This window comes from Paracoccus aestuarii (assembly GCF_028553885.1).
In the GTDB taxonomy this organism is placed as follows: domain Bacteria; phylum Pseudomonadota; class Alphaproteobacteria; order Rhodobacterales; family Rhodobacteraceae; genus Paracoccus; species Paracoccus aestuarii.
On sequence record NZ_CP067169.1, the window covers coordinates 1,852,029 to 1,869,564 of the forward strand.

15 protein-coding genes are annotated in these 17,536 nt (G+C 68.8%); 9 read left to right on the plus strand and 6 right to left on the minus strand.

Annotated features, from left to right (window positions below; genetic code table 11):
* The first annotated feature begins 36 nt into the window (after nucleotides 1-36).
* Nucleotides 37-1,215, plus strand: a complete 1,179-nt coding sequence (locus JHW48_RS09450) for a hypothetical protein (protein ID WP_272835586.1) — start codon at nucleotides 37-39, stop codon at nucleotides 1,213-1,215.
* 42 nt (nucleotides 1,216-1,257) lie between these two features.
* On the opposite strand, the gene JHW48_RS09455 is transcribed toward JHW48_RS09450, so the two are convergent.
* Nucleotides 1,258-1,917 (minus strand): hypothetical protein, encoded by a 660-nt coding sequence (locus tag JHW48_RS09455; RefSeq protein WP_272835587.1) that lies wholly within the window; start codon nucleotides 1,915-1,917, stop codon nucleotides 1,258-1,260.
* Nucleotides 1,918-1,954: 37 nt separating this feature from the next.
* Here JHW48_RS09455 and JHW48_RS09460 point away from each other — a divergent pair, with 37 nt between their 5' ends.
* A complete protein-coding gene (locus tag JHW48_RS09460) occupies nucleotides 1,955-3,061 on the plus strand; it encodes a hypothetical protein (protein ID WP_119887572.1) in 1,107 nt (368 codons plus the stop codon).
* A gap of 6 nt (nucleotides 3,062-3,067) precedes the next feature.
* On the opposite strand, the gene JHW48_RS09465 is transcribed toward JHW48_RS09460, so the two are convergent.
* Entirely contained in the window at nucleotides 3,068-4,081 is a 1,014-nt protein-coding gene (locus JHW48_RS09465) for a TraB/GumN family protein (RefSeq protein WP_119887571.1), read from the minus strand.
* Nucleotides 4,082-4,259: 178 nt separating this feature from the next.
* Between JHW48_RS09465 and groES the strand changes: the two genes are divergently transcribed.
* Together groES and groL are read left to right on the plus strand one after the other, a co-directional pair.
* On the plus strand, nucleotides 4,260-4,547 hold the full coding sequence (gene groES, locus JHW48_RS09470) for a co-chaperone GroES (RefSeq protein WP_119887570.1): 288 nt from the start codon (nucleotides 4,260-4,262) through the stop codon (nucleotides 4,545-4,547).
* Nucleotides 4,548-4,588: 41 nt separating this feature from the next.
* On the plus strand, nucleotides 4,589-6,232 hold the full coding sequence (gene groL, locus JHW48_RS09475; protein ID WP_119887569.1) for a chaperonin GroEL: 1,644 nt from the start codon (nucleotides 4,589-4,591) through the stop codon (nucleotides 6,230-6,232).
* A gap of 74 nt (nucleotides 6,233-6,306) precedes the next feature.
* Here groL and JHW48_RS09480 read toward each other — a convergent pair whose 3' ends face one another.
* From JHW48_RS09480 to JHW48_RS09495, 4 genes are read right to left on the minus strand one after another with little or no spacing between them, the layout of a single operon-like run.
* The gene (locus JHW48_RS09480; protein WP_119887568.1) at nucleotides 6,307-7,827 is read right to left on the minus strand and encodes a Ppx/GppA family phosphatase; all 1,521 of its coding nucleotides are present in this window, start codon (nucleotides 7,825-7,827) and stop codon (nucleotides 6,307-6,309) included.
* 54 nt (nucleotides 7,828-7,881) lie between these two features.
* Nucleotides 7,882-10,047 (minus strand): RNA degradosome polyphosphate kinase, encoded by a 2,166-nt coding sequence (locus tag JHW48_RS09485; protein ID WP_119887567.1) that lies wholly within the window; start codon nucleotides 10,045-10,047, stop codon nucleotides 7,882-7,884.
* Nucleotides 10,048-10,088: 41 nt separating this feature from the next.
* Nucleotides 10,089-10,796 (minus strand): P-loop NTPase family protein, encoded by a 708-nt coding sequence (locus tag JHW48_RS09490; protein ID WP_119885912.1) that lies wholly within the window; start codon nucleotides 10,794-10,796, stop codon nucleotides 10,089-10,091.
* A 3-nt stretch (nucleotides 10,797-10,799) separates the two neighbouring features.
* Entirely contained in the window at nucleotides 10,800-12,011 is a 1,212-nt protein-coding gene (locus tag JHW48_RS09495; RefSeq protein WP_119885913.1) for an AI-2E family transporter, read from the minus strand.
* A 126-nt stretch (nucleotides 12,012-12,137) separates the two neighbouring features.
* On the opposite strand from JHW48_RS09495, the gene proS reads away from it, so the two are divergent.
* The 5 genes from proS to JHW48_RS09520 all read left to right on the plus strand — a co-directional run bounded on the left by proS (nucleotide 12,138) and on the right by JHW48_RS09520 (nucleotide 17,536).
* Nucleotides 12,138-13,484: a proline--tRNA ligase gene (gene proS / locus JHW48_RS09500; protein WP_119885914.1), complete on the plus strand. Its 1,347-nt coding sequence runs from the start codon at nucleotides 12,138-12,140 to the stop codon at nucleotides 13,482-13,484.
* A gap of 128 nt (nucleotides 13,485-13,612) precedes the next feature.
* Complete coding sequence (locus tag JHW48_RS09505) at nucleotides 13,613-14,797, plus strand: ABC transporter substrate-binding protein (protein WP_119885915.1); 1,185 nt, start codon at nucleotides 13,613-13,615, stop codon at nucleotides 14,795-14,797.
* 112 nt (nucleotides 14,798-14,909) lie between these two features.
* Complete coding sequence (locus JHW48_RS09510; protein ID WP_119885916.1) at nucleotides 14,910-15,689, plus strand: ABC transporter ATP-binding protein; 780 nt, start codon at nucleotides 14,910-14,912, stop codon at nucleotides 15,687-15,689.
* Entirely contained in the window at nucleotides 15,686-16,519 is an 834-nt protein-coding gene (locus tag JHW48_RS09515; protein ID WP_119885917.1) for an ABC transporter ATP-binding protein, read from the plus strand. The genes JHW48_RS09510 and JHW48_RS09515 overlap by 4 nt, the downstream gene beginning before the upstream one ends.
* 3 nt (nucleotides 16,520-16,522) lie before the next feature.
* The gene (locus tag JHW48_RS09520; RefSeq protein WP_119885918.1) at nucleotides 16,523-17,536 is read left to right on the plus strand and encodes a branched-chain amino acid ABC transporter permease; all 1,014 of its coding nucleotides are present in this window, start codon (nucleotides 16,523-16,525) and stop codon (nucleotides 17,534-17,536) included.

The window sequence follows — 17,536 nt, forward strand, 5'->3', positions numbered from 1 at the left end:
GCCATGAACCAGCACGCCGCGCCTCCAGAATTCGCCATGAGCTTCACGCAGGAGGCCGTCAGGCTGGAATGCCGAACGGGTTCGGACTGGCGCCCGCTCGGGCAGGTGCGCTTTTCGGGCGGGGACATGGCATCCGTCCTCAACGCCCTGCGCGAGGAGGCGGGCGGCCAGGCGGGCGAGCTGGACACCGTGCTGGTCATTCCCGACGACCAGATCCTCTATACGGTGCTGACGGTGCCCTACGGGTCGGACACGGCCGGGACGATCGCCCGCGCGCTGGAGGCCTCGACCCCCTATTCCGCCGATGATCTGGTCTTCGACTGGTGCCCCGCCGTCAATGGCGACATCGAGACGCTGCGCGTGGCCGCCGTCGCCCGCCGCACGCTGGACGAGGCCGAGGAATTCGCCCGCGCCCAAGGGTTCCGCCCCTCGGGCTATCAGGCGCGTCCGGGCGATGACCGGTTCCAGGGCCAGCCGGATTTCGGCCCCTCGCGGCTGGCGCAGGACCAGTTCAACCGGCGCCCGTTCTCGGGGCCCGATCTCAGCCAGGCGCGGGTGACGGCGCCGGTGATCGACCCGGTGACCGCACCGGCCGCGGCGGCGGTGATCGTGTCGCGCATTACGCCCCATGTGGTGACGGCCCCGGCCGCGCCGGTGGCCGCAGCCGATGCCGCCCCCGATGCCGCCCAGGACAAGGCCGCGGTGATCCGCCATGGCGGGCCCGTCGCGGCCAAGCGCCTGTCGCCCCGGGCCGAGGCGATCCACAACCGCGCCGCCGCCGCCCGCGCGCAGCGGGCCGAGGGCGGGCGCCCCGCAGCCGCCGCACCCACCATGGCCGAGCGCCTGCGCCGCCTGGATCCCGCGCGCCTGCCGGTGATGGTCGGCGGGCTGGCGCTGATCCTGGTCCTGGCGCTTCTGTGGCTGGGCCGGCCCACGCCGCAGGACCAGGTGGCCACGCTGCCCGCGCCCCAGGCCGAGCCCGCCACCGCCGAGCCTGTCACCGCTGAACCCGAGGCCGCACCCGCCCCGACGCCCCCGGTCGAGACCGCGACCGCGCCGGATCAGCCCGACGCGCTGGACCTCGCCCTGGCCGAGGCTCTGGCCCAAGCCCAGACCCCGGTCCAGGCGACCGAGGCCCCGGAGACCCAACCCGCCACCGCCCTCCTGCCCGCAACAGAGACGCCCGAGGCCGCAGAGACCGCCCCCCGGCGGTGACACAGGCCCAGGCCCCCGTCGCCGAAGCCACCGCAGCCCCGGTCACCGAAGCCGAGGCGCCCCTGCCCGCCCCCGAGGCCCGCGCGACCGCAGCCGAGACCACGCCGCCCCCAGCCCGGCACCGCTGACCGAGGCCGAAGCACCCGCCGCGGCCGCCGAGGCCCGTGAGACCGCGGCCGAGACGACCCCCGCCCCCAGCCCCGCCCCGGTCCGTGAATCCACCGCTCCGCGCCCGGCGGCCGAGCCGCGCGCCGAGGCCGCAGCACCCGCGACCACGCCCGCCCAGAGCCAGGCGGCCACCCAGGCCGGGCGGCTGATCAGCTCGGCCCGCCCGCCTCGGGCGACGCCCGCCCCGGCCTCGGCCCCGGCGGCGCCGGATGCGCGGCCGACCATCCCAAGCTCGACCCCGGCGGCGGCCAGCCCGACGGCGCCCGCGGCGGCCCCCGCAGCGACGGCTGCGCGCCCGCCCGCGCGGCCCGCACGACCGGCGGCGGCACCGGCATCCACCGCAGCGCCCGCTGCCACCGCGGCCCCTGCACCCGCGCCCAGCCCCGCAGCCACACCGGCACCCGCGCCCACGACCGCCGGTGCGCGTCCGCCCAGCCCGAATCGCGGCGAGGCGACATCGGCGCCCCAACCCGCACCGGCACCGGCGCCCCAGCCCACGACGGCCGCTCCGGCGCCGGCGGCACCGGGCGTCAACGGCGCGCGCCCGCCCGCGCGGCCCCAGACCCTGTCCTTGCTGGAGGAGGAAGGCAGCCGCGCCGAGGATCTGCCCCGCCTGCTGACCCAGGCCGAGCGCGCCTTGATCAGCCGCCAGCTGCGCGATCTGCGCACCGCGCAGGCGGGGAATGGCGGCCTGACGGATGCCGAGGCGGGGCTGGTGTTCCAACTGGCCGATGCACGTCCCGCGCGCCGCCCGGTCGCGGTGCGCGCGCCCTCGCAACAGGCGGCGCAGGATGCCGCCCGCCCCGCCGCGCGGGCTAGCACCGCCGCCGCCGTCGTGAACCCGGCCCCGGCTGCGGCACCGCCCGCCGCCGTGGCCTCGGGCGACCGGCTGCAGCGTTCTGCCCGCCCGGCCAGCAAGCCCGCCCGTGGCACTGCGCCGACCGGTGCGGCTGTCGAGGCCGCCATCGCATCGGCCATCGAACGCAGCCCGGCGACGCCCGGTGCCGTGCCGCTTACGGCGCTGACCTCATCGGCCATTCCGCCGCGGCGGTCCGCGGCGGCTGCTGCCGCGCCGGCGGCCATCGCCGCGCCCGTGGCCAATGCGATGATGGCCAGCGCAGCGCCTGCGGCCGCGGCCTTGGCGCCCAGCTCGCCCGATCTGCGCGCCGCCGCCGAGGCGCAGGCGGCCGAGGCCGCCATGGCCGAACAGCGCCGTCTGGACGACGAATTGCAGGCCCAGGCCGAGGCCCGCGCCCGGTCCCAAGCCGCAGCGGACGCCCGCGCCGAGGCCCAGGCCCGCGCCCAGGCCGAAGCCCGCGCCCGCGCCCAGGCCGAGGCCGAGGCCCGCGCCGCCGCCGCCCGCAATCAGCAATACCGCCCGCCGGAAATCGACAACGAGCCCGATGTGGTCGCCGCCGTTCCGCGCAATGCGGTGGGCAATGCCGCGGCCAGCGCCACGGTCAAGGACGGCATCCGCCTGAACAGCACCCAGATCATCGGCACGGTCGGCGCGGGCCAGGCCAGCCGCGCGCTGGTACGCCTGTCGAACGGCCGGGTCCTGACGCTGCGCATCGGCGACCGGATCAATGGCGGCACGATCACCGCCATCGGCGACAGCCGCATCACCTATCAGAAGCAGGGCCGCGCCCATGCCCTGGGGGTGCTGAATGGGCAATAGGCCCGGTCAGTCCTCCAAGGGGGTGATCGCGAAGCCCCGATCCTGCAGCAGCGCCAGCACGCCGGCCTCGCCCGGCAGGTGCAGCGCGCCGAAGGCCGCGACGACGCCTTGATCGCCCGCATCCTCGGCCGCCTCGATCAGGGGGTCGATCCAGGCGCGGTTGCGGTCGTCCATCAGACGGGTCTGGGCCAGCGCCATCTGGCGGTCGACCTCGGCGCGCTCCATGCCGGAATTGGCATAGGCATCCTGGCGCCCGAATTCCCAGATCGTCCAGACATCGCCCTCGAAATAGGCGTCGGTCAGGGTGACCGCGTAATCATCGGCATAGGCCGCCGCGGGCAGGCTGGAGCGGATCATGTCCAGCTCCTCCTCCGGGGTCAGCCCGGCGAAAAGCTGGAACATCGTATCCCACGGCTCCAGCGCGCGGATGGGGGTGCCGGTCGCCTCGGCCCGGTCCATCAGCAGATGGTCGAGGCCGCCCGCCTCGCCCGTCTCGGCCATGGCGCGGACCATGCAGGGCGATATGCCCAGCATCAGCGCGACATACCACGGCCGCATCCGCGCCGCGACGACAGGGGGCGTGCCGCGATCGGTCATGGCGTCGGACAGGGCCTGCCAATCGTCGTCCGACAGACGCTCGCGCAGGGTCGGGCCGTCGGGGGCGACCATCAGGGTGGGGTCGGCGGTCAGCGCCTCGGTCAGACGGGCGTGTTCCTCGGGGCCGGCCTCGACCATCAGCGCGGCGGCATCGGCGATGACCGGGGCCAGACGATCGACCATCGGCTGATGGCGGGGATCGGCGAAATGATAGGTGCCGACCAGCGTGATCCGCGCATCGTCGCGCTGCGCCTGATAGAGGATGCCGCGGCGGAAGGGGATGTCGCGGCTGGCCTCCTCGATCGCGGCGCGGCGTTCGGGGGGCATCGTCTCGAACAGGTTCTGGCCGGTGCAGACGGCCTGGGCGCCCTGCGCGGTCAGGCCCAGAAAGGCGGCGGCAAGGGCGGTGCGGATGACGGTCATGGCAGGTCCGGGCGGTTGCGGAATACGGGTCTGCACCATGTCACGTCCCCTGCCCCGATGCCACCCCGACCCCGTTGACAAGCCCGCCAGCTTTGCCTAGATCACCGTCATTGGCACTCGCATCAGGTGAGTGCCAACAACCGCAACACTGCAACCTGAAACATCGGAGTGTTCGACTATGGCATTCAAACCGCTGCATGACCGCGTCCTGGTCCGCCGCGTCCAGTCGGAAGAAAAGACCAAGGGTGGTCTGATCATCCCGGACAACGCCAAGGAAAAGCCCGCCGAGGGCGAAATCATCGCGGTCGGCGAAGGCGCGCGCAAGGATTCGGGCGAGCTGATCGCACCGTCGGTCAAGACCGGCGATCGCGTCCTGTTCGGCAAGTGGTCCGGCACCGAGGTGACCGTCGACGGCGAAGAGCTGCTGATCATGAAGGAAAGCGACATCCTGGGCATTCTGGCCTGATCGTCCGCCCCTTCCTTCTACGATAATTTCAGGAGAATCAAATGGCTGCGAAAGAAGTCAAGTTCAGCACCGACGCCCGCGACCGGATGCTGAAAGGCGTGAACATCCTGGCCGATGCGGTCAAGGTGACGCTCGGCCCGAAAGGCCGCAACGTGGTGATCGACAAGTCCTTCGGCGCGCCGCGCATCACGAAGGACGGCGTCTCGGTCGCCAAGGAAATCGAGCTGTCCGACAAGTTCGAGAACATGGGCGCCCAGATGGTCCGCGAAGTCGCTTCGCGCACCAACGATGAGGCCGGCGACGGCACCACCACCGCCACCGTCCTGGCCCAGGCCATCGTGAAAGAGGGCATGAAGGCGGTCGCCGCCGGCATGAACCCGATGGATCTGAAGCGCGGCATCGACCAAGCGACCGCCAAGGTCGTCGAGGCCATCAAGGCCGCCTCGCGCCCGGTGAATGACAGCGACGAAGTCGCCCAGGTCGGCACCATCTCGGCCAATGGCGAAGCCTCGATCGGCCGTCAGATCGCCGACGCGATGCAGAAGGTCGGCAACGAGGGTGTCATCACCGTCGAAGAGAACAAGGGGATGGAGACCGAGGTCGAAGTCGTCGAAGGCATGCAGTTCGACCGCGGCTACCTGTCGCCCTATTTCGTCACCAATCCCGACAAGATGATCGCGGATCTGGAAGACGCCTACATCCTGCTGCACGAGAAGAAGCTGTCCTCGCTGCAGCCGATGGTGCCGCTGCTGGAAGCCGTGATCCAGTCGGGCAAGCCCCTGGTCATCGTGGCCGAGGATGTCGAAGGCGAGGCCCTGGCCACGCTGGTCGTCAACAAGCTGCGCGGCGGTCTGAAGATCGCGGCCGTCAAGGCACCGGGCTTCGGCGATCGCCGCAAGGCCATGCTGCAGGACATCGCCATCCTGACCGGCGGTCAGGTGATCAGCGAAGACCTGGGCATGAAGCTGGAGAATGTCGGCATCGACATGCTGGGCCGCGCCAAGAAGGTCACGATCAACAAGGACAACACCACCATCGTCGACGGCGCCGGTGACAAGCCCGAGATCGAGGCCCGCGTCGCCCAGATCCGTCAGCAGATCGAGGAGACCACCTCGGACTACGACAAGGAAAAGCTGCAGGAACGCGTGGCGAAGCTCGCCGGCGGTGTTGCCGTGATCCGCGTCGGCGGCATGTCGGAAATCGAGGTCAAGGAGCGCAAGGACCGCGTCGATGACGCCCTGAACGCGACCCGTGCGGCCGTCCAGGAAGGCGTGGTCGTCGGTGGCGGCGTGGCCCTGGTCCAGGGCGGCAAGGCGCTGGAAGGCCTGGAAGGCGAGAACAGCGACCAGAACGCCGGCATCGCCATCGTGCGCCGCGCGCTGGAGGCTCCGATGCGCCAGATCGCCGAGAACGCGGGCGTCGACGGCGCCGTGGTGGCCGGCAAGGTGCGCGAATCGACCGACAAGGCCTTCGGCTTCAACGCCCAGACCGAGGAATATGGCGACATGTTCAAGTTCGGCGTGATCGACCCCGCAAAGGTCGTCCGCACCGCGCTGGAGGACGCCTCCTCGGTGGCAGGTCTGCTGATCACGACCGAAGCCATGATCGCCGAGAAGCCCGAGCCCAAGGGCGCGGCTGCCGGCGGCGGCATGCCCGACATGGGCGGCATGGGCGGGATGATGTAATCATCCCCCCTTGCGGAAACGCGGAAAAAGGCACCCCTCGGGGTGCCTTTTTTCATGTCGCGGGCGGGGCGGGGTCAGACGACCGTGCCCTCGACCTCCATGGATTTGCACAGGGACTGGAACCGGGACTGGGCGACCTCGCCCATCAGGCTGCGGCCCGTGGCCGTCAGGCGCAGTTCCAGCCGCCCCCCCGACAGGCGCAGCGCGGCCGCGTCCGAGGGGTCGTCGATGGCGAACATGGCGCCGAAGCGCATCGCCTTGCCCAGCACCTCGGCATCGCGGATCTGGTCGGGGGACAGCAGCGCGAACAGCGGCGCCATCTGCGACTGCGCACGGTTGTTCTTGTAGCGGTGCAGCAGCGCCAGCCCCAGATAGATTCGCTCGGGATGGCTGAGCGCGGCCATGTTCGCGCGGGTCACGTTGTCGAAACAGGCCTCGGCACGATAGTCAGGATGGGCGCGCCAAGCAGTGTCATGCAGCAGGCAGGCCGCCCGCATCAGCCGGTCGCGTTCGGGCGGAAGGTCGGGAAACAGCGGCAGCAGGAAGTGATAGAGCTTCTTGCCGAAGCCCGGCATCCGCGCCAGTTGGCGTTCGGTGAAGCGCGCGGCCTCGATCAGCGGATCGCGCCGGCGCAGCGTGTCGGACATATGCTCATAGAGCAGCCCCTCGCGGATGCCATAGCTGCTGACGGCCAGCTCGGCCGGATCGAAGACCTTGATCAGCCGCGACAGGACCTGGGCGGCCAAGGGCACCAGCTCGATCCGCGATCCGGATATGCCCACCCGGGCGCGCAGGGTGGCCAGGTCCTGGCCCGCGATCCAGTCGATGGTCTGACGCAGGGAATCCGGGCTCATGCGGTATTCGTGCAGCACCGTCATGGGATAGCCGCTGCGTTCCATGTCCAGCCGCGCGATGGCCCGCCATGACCCGCCCACCAGATAGATGCGGTCGTGATCGCGGCCCATCGCCCCGGCCAGATCGTTCAGGATCGCATCCACATGATCGCGCAGCCGCGCCTGCGGCACCTGCTGCAGCCGGAACGGCCCCAGCTGGGACGTCACGCGCCGTCCGACCTTGCCGCCGCCGACCTCGGCCAGCTCCATCGAGTTGCCGCCGATGTCGCAGACCAGCCCGCGCGCATCGGGCCAGCCCAGCAGCACACCTTGGGCCGACAGGCGGGCCTCCTCCTCGCCATCGATGACATACAGCTTGAGGCCCGTCTCGCGTTCGACGCGGCGCTGGAAGTCGGGGCCGTCCTCGGCCTCGCGCACGGCGGCGGTGGCCACGCAGGTCAGGGGCTCGATATCCATGGATTTCGCCAGCAGCGCGAAACGCTGCAGCGCGGAAAAGCCGCGCTCGATGCCCTTGGGGTTCAGGCGGCCGGTGCGGGCCATGTCCTGGCCCAGCCCCGCCATCACCTTTTCATTGTAGAAATAGGCGGGCGACCGCGCCGCCCCGTCGAACACCACCAGCCGGATCGAGTTCGATCCGACATCGACGACGCCGATCCGTTTCAGCGCCCGCTTGGGCAGCTTGCGGAATTTGGGCCCGAACGGCTCGATGGTCTTGCCGCTGGTGATACGCACACCGTTCATGTCAGGTCCTGTCCGTTGTCTTCGGGTCGATATGCAGGCCGGTCCGGCCCCGGGTCAATCGGTCGAATGCGTCAGTGCCGGAACGTCGCGCGCCCCGGCCGTGCCGCGACCGGAAAGAGACGGGTTTTCCATAAAAAAGCGATGACAATTGAACAGGTCGTCCCGGCCTTCGGGAAGGTAACGCAGGAAACGGCCATCCGGCTGCAACAGCCAGCTCTGCGCCTCGTCGGCCATGTTGGCGGCCATGACCTGGTTGACGATCTGCGCCTTGACGGTGTCGTTGACGCATTCGACCAGGGTTTCCACCCGGCGGTTCAGGTTGCGGTCCATCCAGTCGGCCGAGCTGATGAAGACCCGCGCCTTGGCCGATGGCAGGCCGTGGCCCGACCCGAAGCAGACGATGCGGCTGTGTTCCAGATAGCGCCCGACGATGGATTTCACCCGGATGTTGTCCGACAGCCCGCGGATGCCGGGGCGGATGCCGCAGATGCCGCGCACGACCAGGCTGATCCGGACCCCCGCCGCGCTGGCGGCATAGAGCGCCTCGATCACGTCGCGTTCGATCAGCGCGTTCATCTTGGCCCAGATGGCGGCGGGGCGGCCTTGGCGGGCATATTCCGCCTCGCGCCCGATCAGGTCGATCAGCCGGTCCTTCATCTGATTGGGCGAGATCGACAGGTTCTCCAGCCCCGCCGGCTGGACATAGCCGGACAGATAGTTGAAGACCTTGGTCGCATCCCGCCCAAGCGCCGGGTCGCAGGTGAACAGCGACATGTCCGTATAGATCCGCGCCGTGATCGGGTGATAGTTGCCGGTGCCGTAATGGGTATAGGTCACCAGCCCCTCGCCCTCGCGCCGCACGACGGTGCTGATCTTGGCATGGGTCTTGTAGTTGACGAAGCCATAGACGACATGCGCCCCCGACCGTTCCAGCCGGCGCGACTGGCGGATATTCGCGGCCTCGTCGAAGCGCGCCTTCAGCTCCACCAGCGCGGTCACGGATTTCCCCGCCTCGGCCGCCTCGCAGAGCGCATCGACGATCGGGCTGTCGCGCGAGGTGCGATAAAGCGTCTGCTTGATCGCCAGCACGTCGGGATCGCGCGCGGCCTGGGCCAGAAAGCGCACCACCATGTCGAAGGTCTCGTAGGGGTGGTGCAGCAGCATGTCCTTTTGCCGGATGGCCGCGAACATGTCGCCGTCATGGTCCTGGACCCGTTCGGGCACGCGCGGCGTGAAGGACGGCCACATCAGGTCGCGGCGGCTGTCCAGCACCAGTTCGCGCAGATCGGCCATGCCCAGAAGGCCGCCGACCTCGATCACCTCGTCGGGGCTGACCTCCAGCTCCTCCATGATCAGGCGGCGGATGCGGTCCGGGGCACCGGCGGTGATCTTCAGCCGGATGACGCTGCCGCGGCGGCGGCGCTTCAGCGCGGTCTCGAATTCGCGGACCAGGTCCTCGGCCTCCTCCTCGACCTCCAGATCGCTGTCGCGCAGCACGCGAAAGCTGCAATGGCCCGCATCGCGATAGCCCGGAAACAGGCTGGAGAGATGCATCAGCAGCAGGTCCTCCAGCTTCAGGAACCGCTCGCCCCCCGGCAGGCCCACGAAGCGCGGCAGCTGGGCGGGGATGGGCAGCAGGGCCTGCATCTGGCGGCCATCCGTCTCGCGCGCCAGCTCCAGCGCCAGCGAGAAGCCCGCATTGGGGATGAAGGGAAAGGGATGCGCCGGGTCGATGGCCAGCGGCGACAGGACCGGAAAGACCCGGTTCTCGAAATAGTCGTGCAGGAACTGTTCCTCGGCCCCGGTCAGGCGCTGGCGGGACAGGATCACGATGCCCTCGCGTTCCATGTCGCGGCGCAGGCTGTTCCAGACCTGCTGCTGGGCGCCCATCAGGCGGCGCGCATCGGCGTTGATCAGCGACAGCTGCTCGGCCGGGGTCAGCCCGTCATCGGACGGGGTGGCGTTGCCCTCGCGCACCAGCTCGCGCAGGCCCGCGACGCGGACGGTGTAGAATTCGTCCAGGTTCGTCGCGCTGATCGAAACAAAGCGCAGCCGTTCCAAGAGCGGCACGCGCGGGTTGCGCGCCTCGTCCAGGACGCGCCAGTTGAAGGACAGCCAGGACAGCTCGCGGTTGAAGAAGCGGGCGGGGCCTTCGGGCGTGCCTCCGGGCAGGTCCCTGGGTTCGGGAAAGGGCGTGCGCAGGAAATCGGCTTGGGTCATGGGCTCTTGCGGATGGGGCATATGGGGGCTGGGGTCGGGGATCATGCGTCAGCCTCGGACAGCTTGTCCAGCAGCTCGGCCGCGATGCGCCGGGTGACGGGGCCCTTCTGCGACATGGCCGCGTCGTCCATCGCCGCCACCAAGCGCCGCGCCAAGCCCAGGTCGCGGTCCATGTGCAGCGCCAGCCAGTCGATCAGCCCGGCAGGCACGGCCAGCTGGCGGTCGGCGAACAGCTTGACCAGCACAGCCGCCAGCAGGGATTCGTCGGGCGGGCCCAGATGGACCTGCGGCATCGCATCCATCCGCGACCTGAGATCCGGCAGCACCAGCCCCCAGTCCCGCGGCGGCCTGCGCGCCGTCAGCAGCAGCAGGCAGTCGCGCGGCCCCGACAAGTTCCACAGATGGAACAGCGCCTGTTCGGCGCCCGCGGCGAAACCCGCGTGATCGGCATCCTCGACCACCACGGCGCCGCCCTCGGTGGCCAGCATGTCGGCCGCGTCGGGGCGCAGGGCCGACGCGCTGATGCGCCGCGCGCCGTTCTCGGCCGCCCAGAAGGCCGCCAGATGGGTCTTGCCCGCCCCTTCGGGACCGATCAGCAGCATCCGCCCCGAGGGCCAGTCCTGCGGCCGGTCCAGCGCCTGCAGCGCGGCGCGGTTGGCCTCGGCCGGCAGGAAATCGGACCGCGCATGGGCGGGGGGCGTGGTCAGGTCCAGCGTCAGCTGGCGCGATGATGGGGGCCGGTCCGTCACGGATCAGCCCTGATCGTCGCGGCGCGACATGTCTTCCTGCATCTCGGCCAGGTGCTGCTGGCTGCGGGCGCGGTCGGCGGCCATGCGGGCGGCGCGCTGGCGGTCGGCCACGGTGCCGGTGGGCACGACCTCGACCATGATGGGCTGGGCGGGCTCCTCGGGCATGGCCTGGCCGGTATAGAACGAGCTGTCGCGATAGCGCGCGATCAGGAACCGCGCCAGAACCCCCAAGGCCGCGGCCATCGGCACCGCCATGACCAGCCCCACGAAACCGAACAGCGCCCCGAAGACCGACAGCGCCAGCAGCAGCCAGACCGGGTGCAGGCCCACATGGCCGCCGACGATCTTGGGCTGCAGGTAATTGCCCTCGACGATCTGGCCCAAGGCAAAGATCGCCACGACCGCGCTGATCCACAAGGGATCGCCCCAGAAGCTGAACAGCGCCACACCGATGGCCGTCGCCCCCCCGATCAGCACCCCCACATAGGGGATGAAGGACAGAACCGCCGCCATGATCCCGATGAAGAACCCGAAAGGCAGCCCCACCAGCATCAGCATGATCGCATACCACGTCCCCAGGATCGCGATGACCACGGCCTGCCCGCGCAGAAAGCCCGACAGCGCCTCGTCGATCTCGCGCGCCAGCAGGCGGATGGTGGGGGCGTGTTCGCGCGGCAGGTGGCGGTCGATCGCCTCGACCATGTGATCCCAGTCCAGCAGCAGATAGAAGGCCACGACCGGCACGATGACCAGCAGCGCGACCGTCCCGATCAGCCCGCGCACCGATCCCAGGATGGTGCCGGTGATGCGGCCCGCCTGGTCGCCCACCGTGGTCTGGATGTCGCGCAGCGTCTGTTCCAGCCCCGCCGCATCCGGTAGCAGATCGGGAAAGCGCGAGGTGACGAAGACCCGGCCCTGTTCGATCATCACCGGCCCGATCTCGATCAGCGCCCAGGCCTGGCGGATCAGCACCGGCACCAGCAGCAGCACCACCACGACGAAGGCGATGACCACCGCGAAGGTGATGACCACCACCGCCAGGGTGCGCGACAGGCCCGCCCGTTCCAGCCGGTCGGCCACCGGGTCCAGCAGATAGGCGACCCCCGCCCCCAGGATGAAGGGCAGCACCGCCTGCCCCAACAGCCACAGAGTCACCGCCAATGACGCCGCGGCGACGCCCCACCACATGACCTGCTTGCGAACGGGGATGCGCATCTGTTCCTGACCTTCGTGACGCTCGGCCGAATGTGCCGCCCCATGCGTCTGCTTGCAAGCGCGATGCTTGGCAAGGCCCGGCCGATCCGGTAACGCTGCCCCGAACCGTTTCGAAGGACCCGTGCCATGCGTCTGTCGCGCTATTTCCTGCCCGTTCTGAAGGAAGACCCCAAGGAGGCGCAGATCGTCAGCCACCGCCTGATGCTGCGCGCGGGCATGATCAAGCAGCAGACGGCGGGCATCTATTCCTGGCTGCCCCTGGGCTTCAAGGTGCTGCGCCGCATCGAACAGATCGTGCATGAGGAACAGGCCCGCGCCGGCCATATCCCGATGCTGATGCCCACGCTGCAACCGGCCGATCTGTGGCGCGAATCCGGCCGCTACGACGATTACGGCGAAGAGATGCTGCGCGTGAAGGACCGCCACAAGCGCGACCTTCTCTATGGTCCCACGAACGAGGAGATGATCACCGACATCTTCCGGTCCCATGTGAACAGCTACAAGGACCTGCCGCTGACGCTCTATCACATCCAGTGGAAGTTCCGGGACGAGATCCGCCCCCGCTTCGGCGTGATGCGGGGCCGCGAATTCCTGATGAAGGACGGCTATAATTTCGACCTGACCAAGGAGGCCGCGCTGCACGCCTATAACCGGCATCTGGTCAGCTATCTGCGCAGCTATGAACGCATGGGCCTGCAGGCCATCCCGATGCGCGCCGATGGCGGGCCGATCGGCGGGGACTATACCCATGAATTCCTGGTCCTGGCCGAGACGGGCGAATCCGAGGTCTTCTATGACAGCCAGATCACCGACCTGACCTTCGGCGACCGCGCGATCGATTACGACAATGTGGACGAATGCCAGGCTGTGCTGGAGGAATTCACCAGCCGTTACGCCCGCACCGACGAGACCCATGACGAGGCGATCTATGCCCAGGTCCCCGAGGAGCGCCGGCGCAGCGCGCGGGGCATCGAGGTCGGCCAGATCTTCTATTTCGGCACAAAATATTCCGAACCGATGGGCGCCACGGTCGTGGGCCCGGACGGGCAGCGCGTGCCCGTCCATATGGGCAGCCACGGCATCGGCGTCAGCCGCCTCTTGGGCGCGATCATCGAGGCCAATCACGACGAGCGCGGCATCATCTGGCCCGAGGGCGTGACCCCCTTCCATGTCGGCATCGTCAACCTGAAACAGGGCGACAACTCCACCGACGCCGCCTGCGAGGCGATCTATGCCGAGCTGCAGGCCCAGGGGCTGGACCCGCTCTATGACGACCGGGACGAACGGGCGGGGGCGAAATTCGCGGGCATGGACCTGATCGGCCTGCCGTGGCGGATCACCGTCGGCCCGCGCGGCTTGGCCAGCAACAAGATCGAGCTGACGAACCGTCGCAGCGGCCAGTCCGAGGAGATGTCGCCCAAGGACGCCATCGCCCGTCTGGCCGAGATCTATCGCCCGATCCTGCAGGCCTGACGGGCTGACCCTGGGTCAACCGTCAAACTGCCGAAAAGCCATGCAAAAGCGCGCGATAACGCCCTTTCTTTTTGGAAAGGGCGCTTCTAACCTGACGCGCAGGACAATGTTCCAACTGGGAGACAAGCATGAAAAACCTTCTTCTCGCGACCGCCGCCGGCGCGCTGATGGCCGGTGCCGCGGGCGCCGAAGACATCAAGCTGGGCATCTCGCTCGGCTTCACGGGGCCGCTGGAATCCATGGCCCCCGCGATGCAGCAGGGTGCCGAGATGGCGATGCGCGAAATCAGCGAATCCGGCCTGCTGCTGGACGGCTCGACCGTGACCGCGGTGACCGGCGACAGCACCTGCATCGACGCCGCCGCGGCGACCGCGACGGTGGAACGCCTGATCGCGTCGGAAAACGTGCGCGGCATCATCGGCGGCATGTGTTCGGGCGAAACCATCGCCTCGCTGGAGAACGTGGCCAAGGCCAACGGCATCGTCATGATCTCGCCCTCGGCGACCTCGCCCGCGCTGACCGATATCGAGGATGACGGTCTGTTCTTCCGCACCGCGCCCTCGGATGCCCGCCAGGGCGAGGTCATGGCCGAGATCGTGCAGGAACGCGGCATCAATTCGGTCGCCGTAACCTATACCAATAACGACTATGGCAAGGGCCTGGCCGATGCCTTCGCGGCATCCTTCGGCGAACGCGGCGGGTCGGTGACGGTGAACGCCGCCCATGACGACGGCAAGGCCGACTATTCCGCCGAGGTCGCGGCCCTGGCCGCCGCCGGCGGCGAGGCGCTGGTCGTGGTCGGCTATGTCGACCAAGGCGGGTCGGGCGTCGTACGCGCCGCGCTGGACACCGGCGCTTTCGAGACCTTCGTCTTCCCCGACGGCATGGTCGGCGCCGCACTGGAGACGAATTTCGGCACCGAGATCGACGGCAGCTTCGGCCAGAACCCCGCCGGCGAGGGCGAGGGCCGCGACACCTTCCTGTCCATGGCCGAGGAAGCGGGCTTCGACGGCTCGGGCGCCTTCTCGGGCGAGGCCTATGACGCGGCGGCGCTGATGCTGCTGGCGATGGCCAAGGCCGGCAGCAGCGATCCCGCGGTCTACAAGGATCACGTGATGGACGTGGCCAACGGCCCCGGCGAGGAGATCCTGCCCGGCCAGCTGGCCCGCGCGCTGGAGATCATCAACGAAGGCGGCGATGTCGATTACCAAGGCGCCACCGCGGTCGAGCTGGTCGGTCCGGGCGAATCCGCCGGCACCTTCCGCGAGATCCAGTTCACGGATGGCAAGATCGAGGTCGTCGGCTATCGCTGATCCGACCGCGTGACATCAGGCCCGGCGCCCCTGTGGTGCCGGGCCGATTCGAATGATAACAACCGCTTGACGGTGGAACTTCACCCAGAATGTGAAGTCGGGGATGTAGAAGATGATCAGGGTCGAGGACCTTCACAGACATTTCGGCGGCTTTCGCGCCGTCGACGGCGCCAGCCTGACGATCGAGACCGGATCGATCACCGGGCTGATCGGGCCGAACGGCGCGGGGAAATCGACGCTGTTCAACGTGATCGCGGGCGTGCTGCCCCCCACATCGGGGCGCGTCTTCATGGATGGCGAGGACATCACCGGCCTGCCCCCGCATGAACTGTTCCACAAGGGCCTGCTGCGCACCTTCCAGCTGGCGCATGAGTTCAGCTCGATGACGGTGCGCGAGAACCTGATGATGGTCCCCGGCGCGCAATCGGGCGAGACGATCTGGAAGACCTGGTTCCAGCGCGGCCGGATCGAGCGCGAGGAGGCCGAGCTGCGTCGCAAGGCCGACGAGGTCCTGGACTTCCTGACCATCCGTCACCTGACCCATGAGAAGGCCGGCAACCTCTCCGGCGGCCAGAAGAAGCTGCTGGAGCTGGGCCGCACGATGATGGTCGACGCCAAGATCGTCTTTCTGGACGAGGTCGGCGCGGGCGTGAACCGCACCCTGCTGATGACCATCGCCGACGCGATCATCCGGCTGAACCGCGAACGCGGCTATACCTTCTGCGTGATCGAACATGACATGGACTTCATCGGCAAGCTCTGCGACCCGGTGATCGTGATGGCCGAGGGCAAGGTCCTGGCCCAAGGCAGCGCCCGGGACATCATGCAGAACGAGGCGGTGATCGAGGCCTATCTGGGCACGGGCCTGAAAAACAAGGACATGGTCGGATGAGCGATCAGGACGCAGTCTTCGGCAATCGCGGCAATCGCGACTGGTCCGTGGTGAACACCAACGGCCGGGGCAGCATCGACGGCACCCGCCGGTCCGGTCCCGTGGGCGAGGGTCGCGCGGGCGATCCCTTCCTGATCGGCGAGGCGATGACGGGCGGCTATGGCAGCGGCCCCGACATCCTGCATGATTGCACCATCGCGGTCGAACAGGGCCAGATCGCCGTGATCGTGGGCCCGAACGGCGCGGGCAAGTCCACGGCGATGAAGGCGATCTTCGGCATGCTGCACCTGCGTCAGGGCAGCGTGCGGCTGAACGGCCAGGACATCACCGCCCTGAACCCGCAGGACCGGGTCAAGGCGGGCATGGGATTCGTGCCGCAGGTCAACAACATCTTCCCGTCCATGACGGTCGAGGAGAACCTGGAGATGGGCGCCTATATCCGCCGCGACGACTTCAAGGCGACGATGGAGCAGGTCTATGAGCTGTTCCCCGCCGTCGCCGCCAAGCGCCGTCAGGCCGCGGGCGAATTGTCGGGCGGCCAGCGCCAGCAGGTGGCCGTCGGCCGCGCGCTGATGACGCAGCCGAAGGTCCTGATGCTGGACGAACCCACCGCGGGCGTCAGCCCCATCGTCATGGACGAGCTGTTCGACCGCATCATCGCCATCGCGCGGGGCGGCCTGCCCGTCCTGATGGTCGAACAGAACGCGCGCCAGGCGATGATGATCGCCGACAAGGCCTATGTGCTGGTGCAGGGCGCGAACGCGCATACCGGCACGGGCAAGGAACTGATGCAGAATGACGAGGTGCGCCGCACCTTCCTGGGGGGCTGAGCCATGGACATCCTGAACGGCCTGGTGGTCTTCCTGAACTTCGTCTTCATTCCCGCCGCCGCCTATGGCGCGCAGCTGGCGCTCGGGGCGCTTGGGGTCACGCTGATCTATGGGATCCTGCGGTTTTCGAACTTTGCGCATGGCGACACGATGGCCTTCGGCACGGCCATCGTGATCCTGCTGACCTGGGGGTTGCAGGCGCTCGGCATCTCGATCCAGCCGCTGCCAACCGCGCTGCTGGCGCTGGTCCCGGCCATCGCGCTGACCGCGCTGCTGGTCCTGGCGACCGACCGGCTGGTCTATCGCTTCTATCGCCGGCAGAAGGCGGCGCCGATCATCCTGGTCATGGCCTCGGTCGGGGTGATGTTCGTGATGAACGGGCTGACCCGCCTGTTGATCGGCGTGAACGAACAGCGTTTCGACGACGGCGCGCGCTTCATCATCGACGTGCGGACCTTCCGCGAGATGACCGGCCTGACCGAGGGGCTGGCGCTGCGGTCCACGCAGGGCCTGACCGTGATCCTGGCCTTCATCACCATGATCGCGCTGTTCTGGTTTCTGAACCGCACCCGGTCGGGCAAGGCCATGCGCGCCTATTCCGACAACGAGGATCTGGCCCTGCTGTCGGGGATCGACCCCGAACGCGTGGTGCGGCTGACCTGGATCATCGCGGCGGGGCTGATGGTGATGGCGGGCACGCTCTATGGCCTGGACAAGGCGTTCCGGCCCTTCAACTATTTCCAGATCCTGCTGCCGATCTTTGCCGCCGCCATCGTGGGGGGCCTGGGCAATCCGATGGGCGCCATCGCGGGCGGCTTTCTGGTCGCCTTTTCCGAGGTCGCGGTCACCTATCCTTGGGTCCGCGTCGTGGGCTATGTCGCGCCGTGGTATGATCCGGGGCCGGGCAACCTGATGCAGCTGCTGGGCACCGAATACAAATTCGCCGTCAGCTTCGTAATCCTGATCGTCGTCCTGCTGTTCCGGCCCACCGGCCTGTTCCGCGGCAAGTCGGTCTGA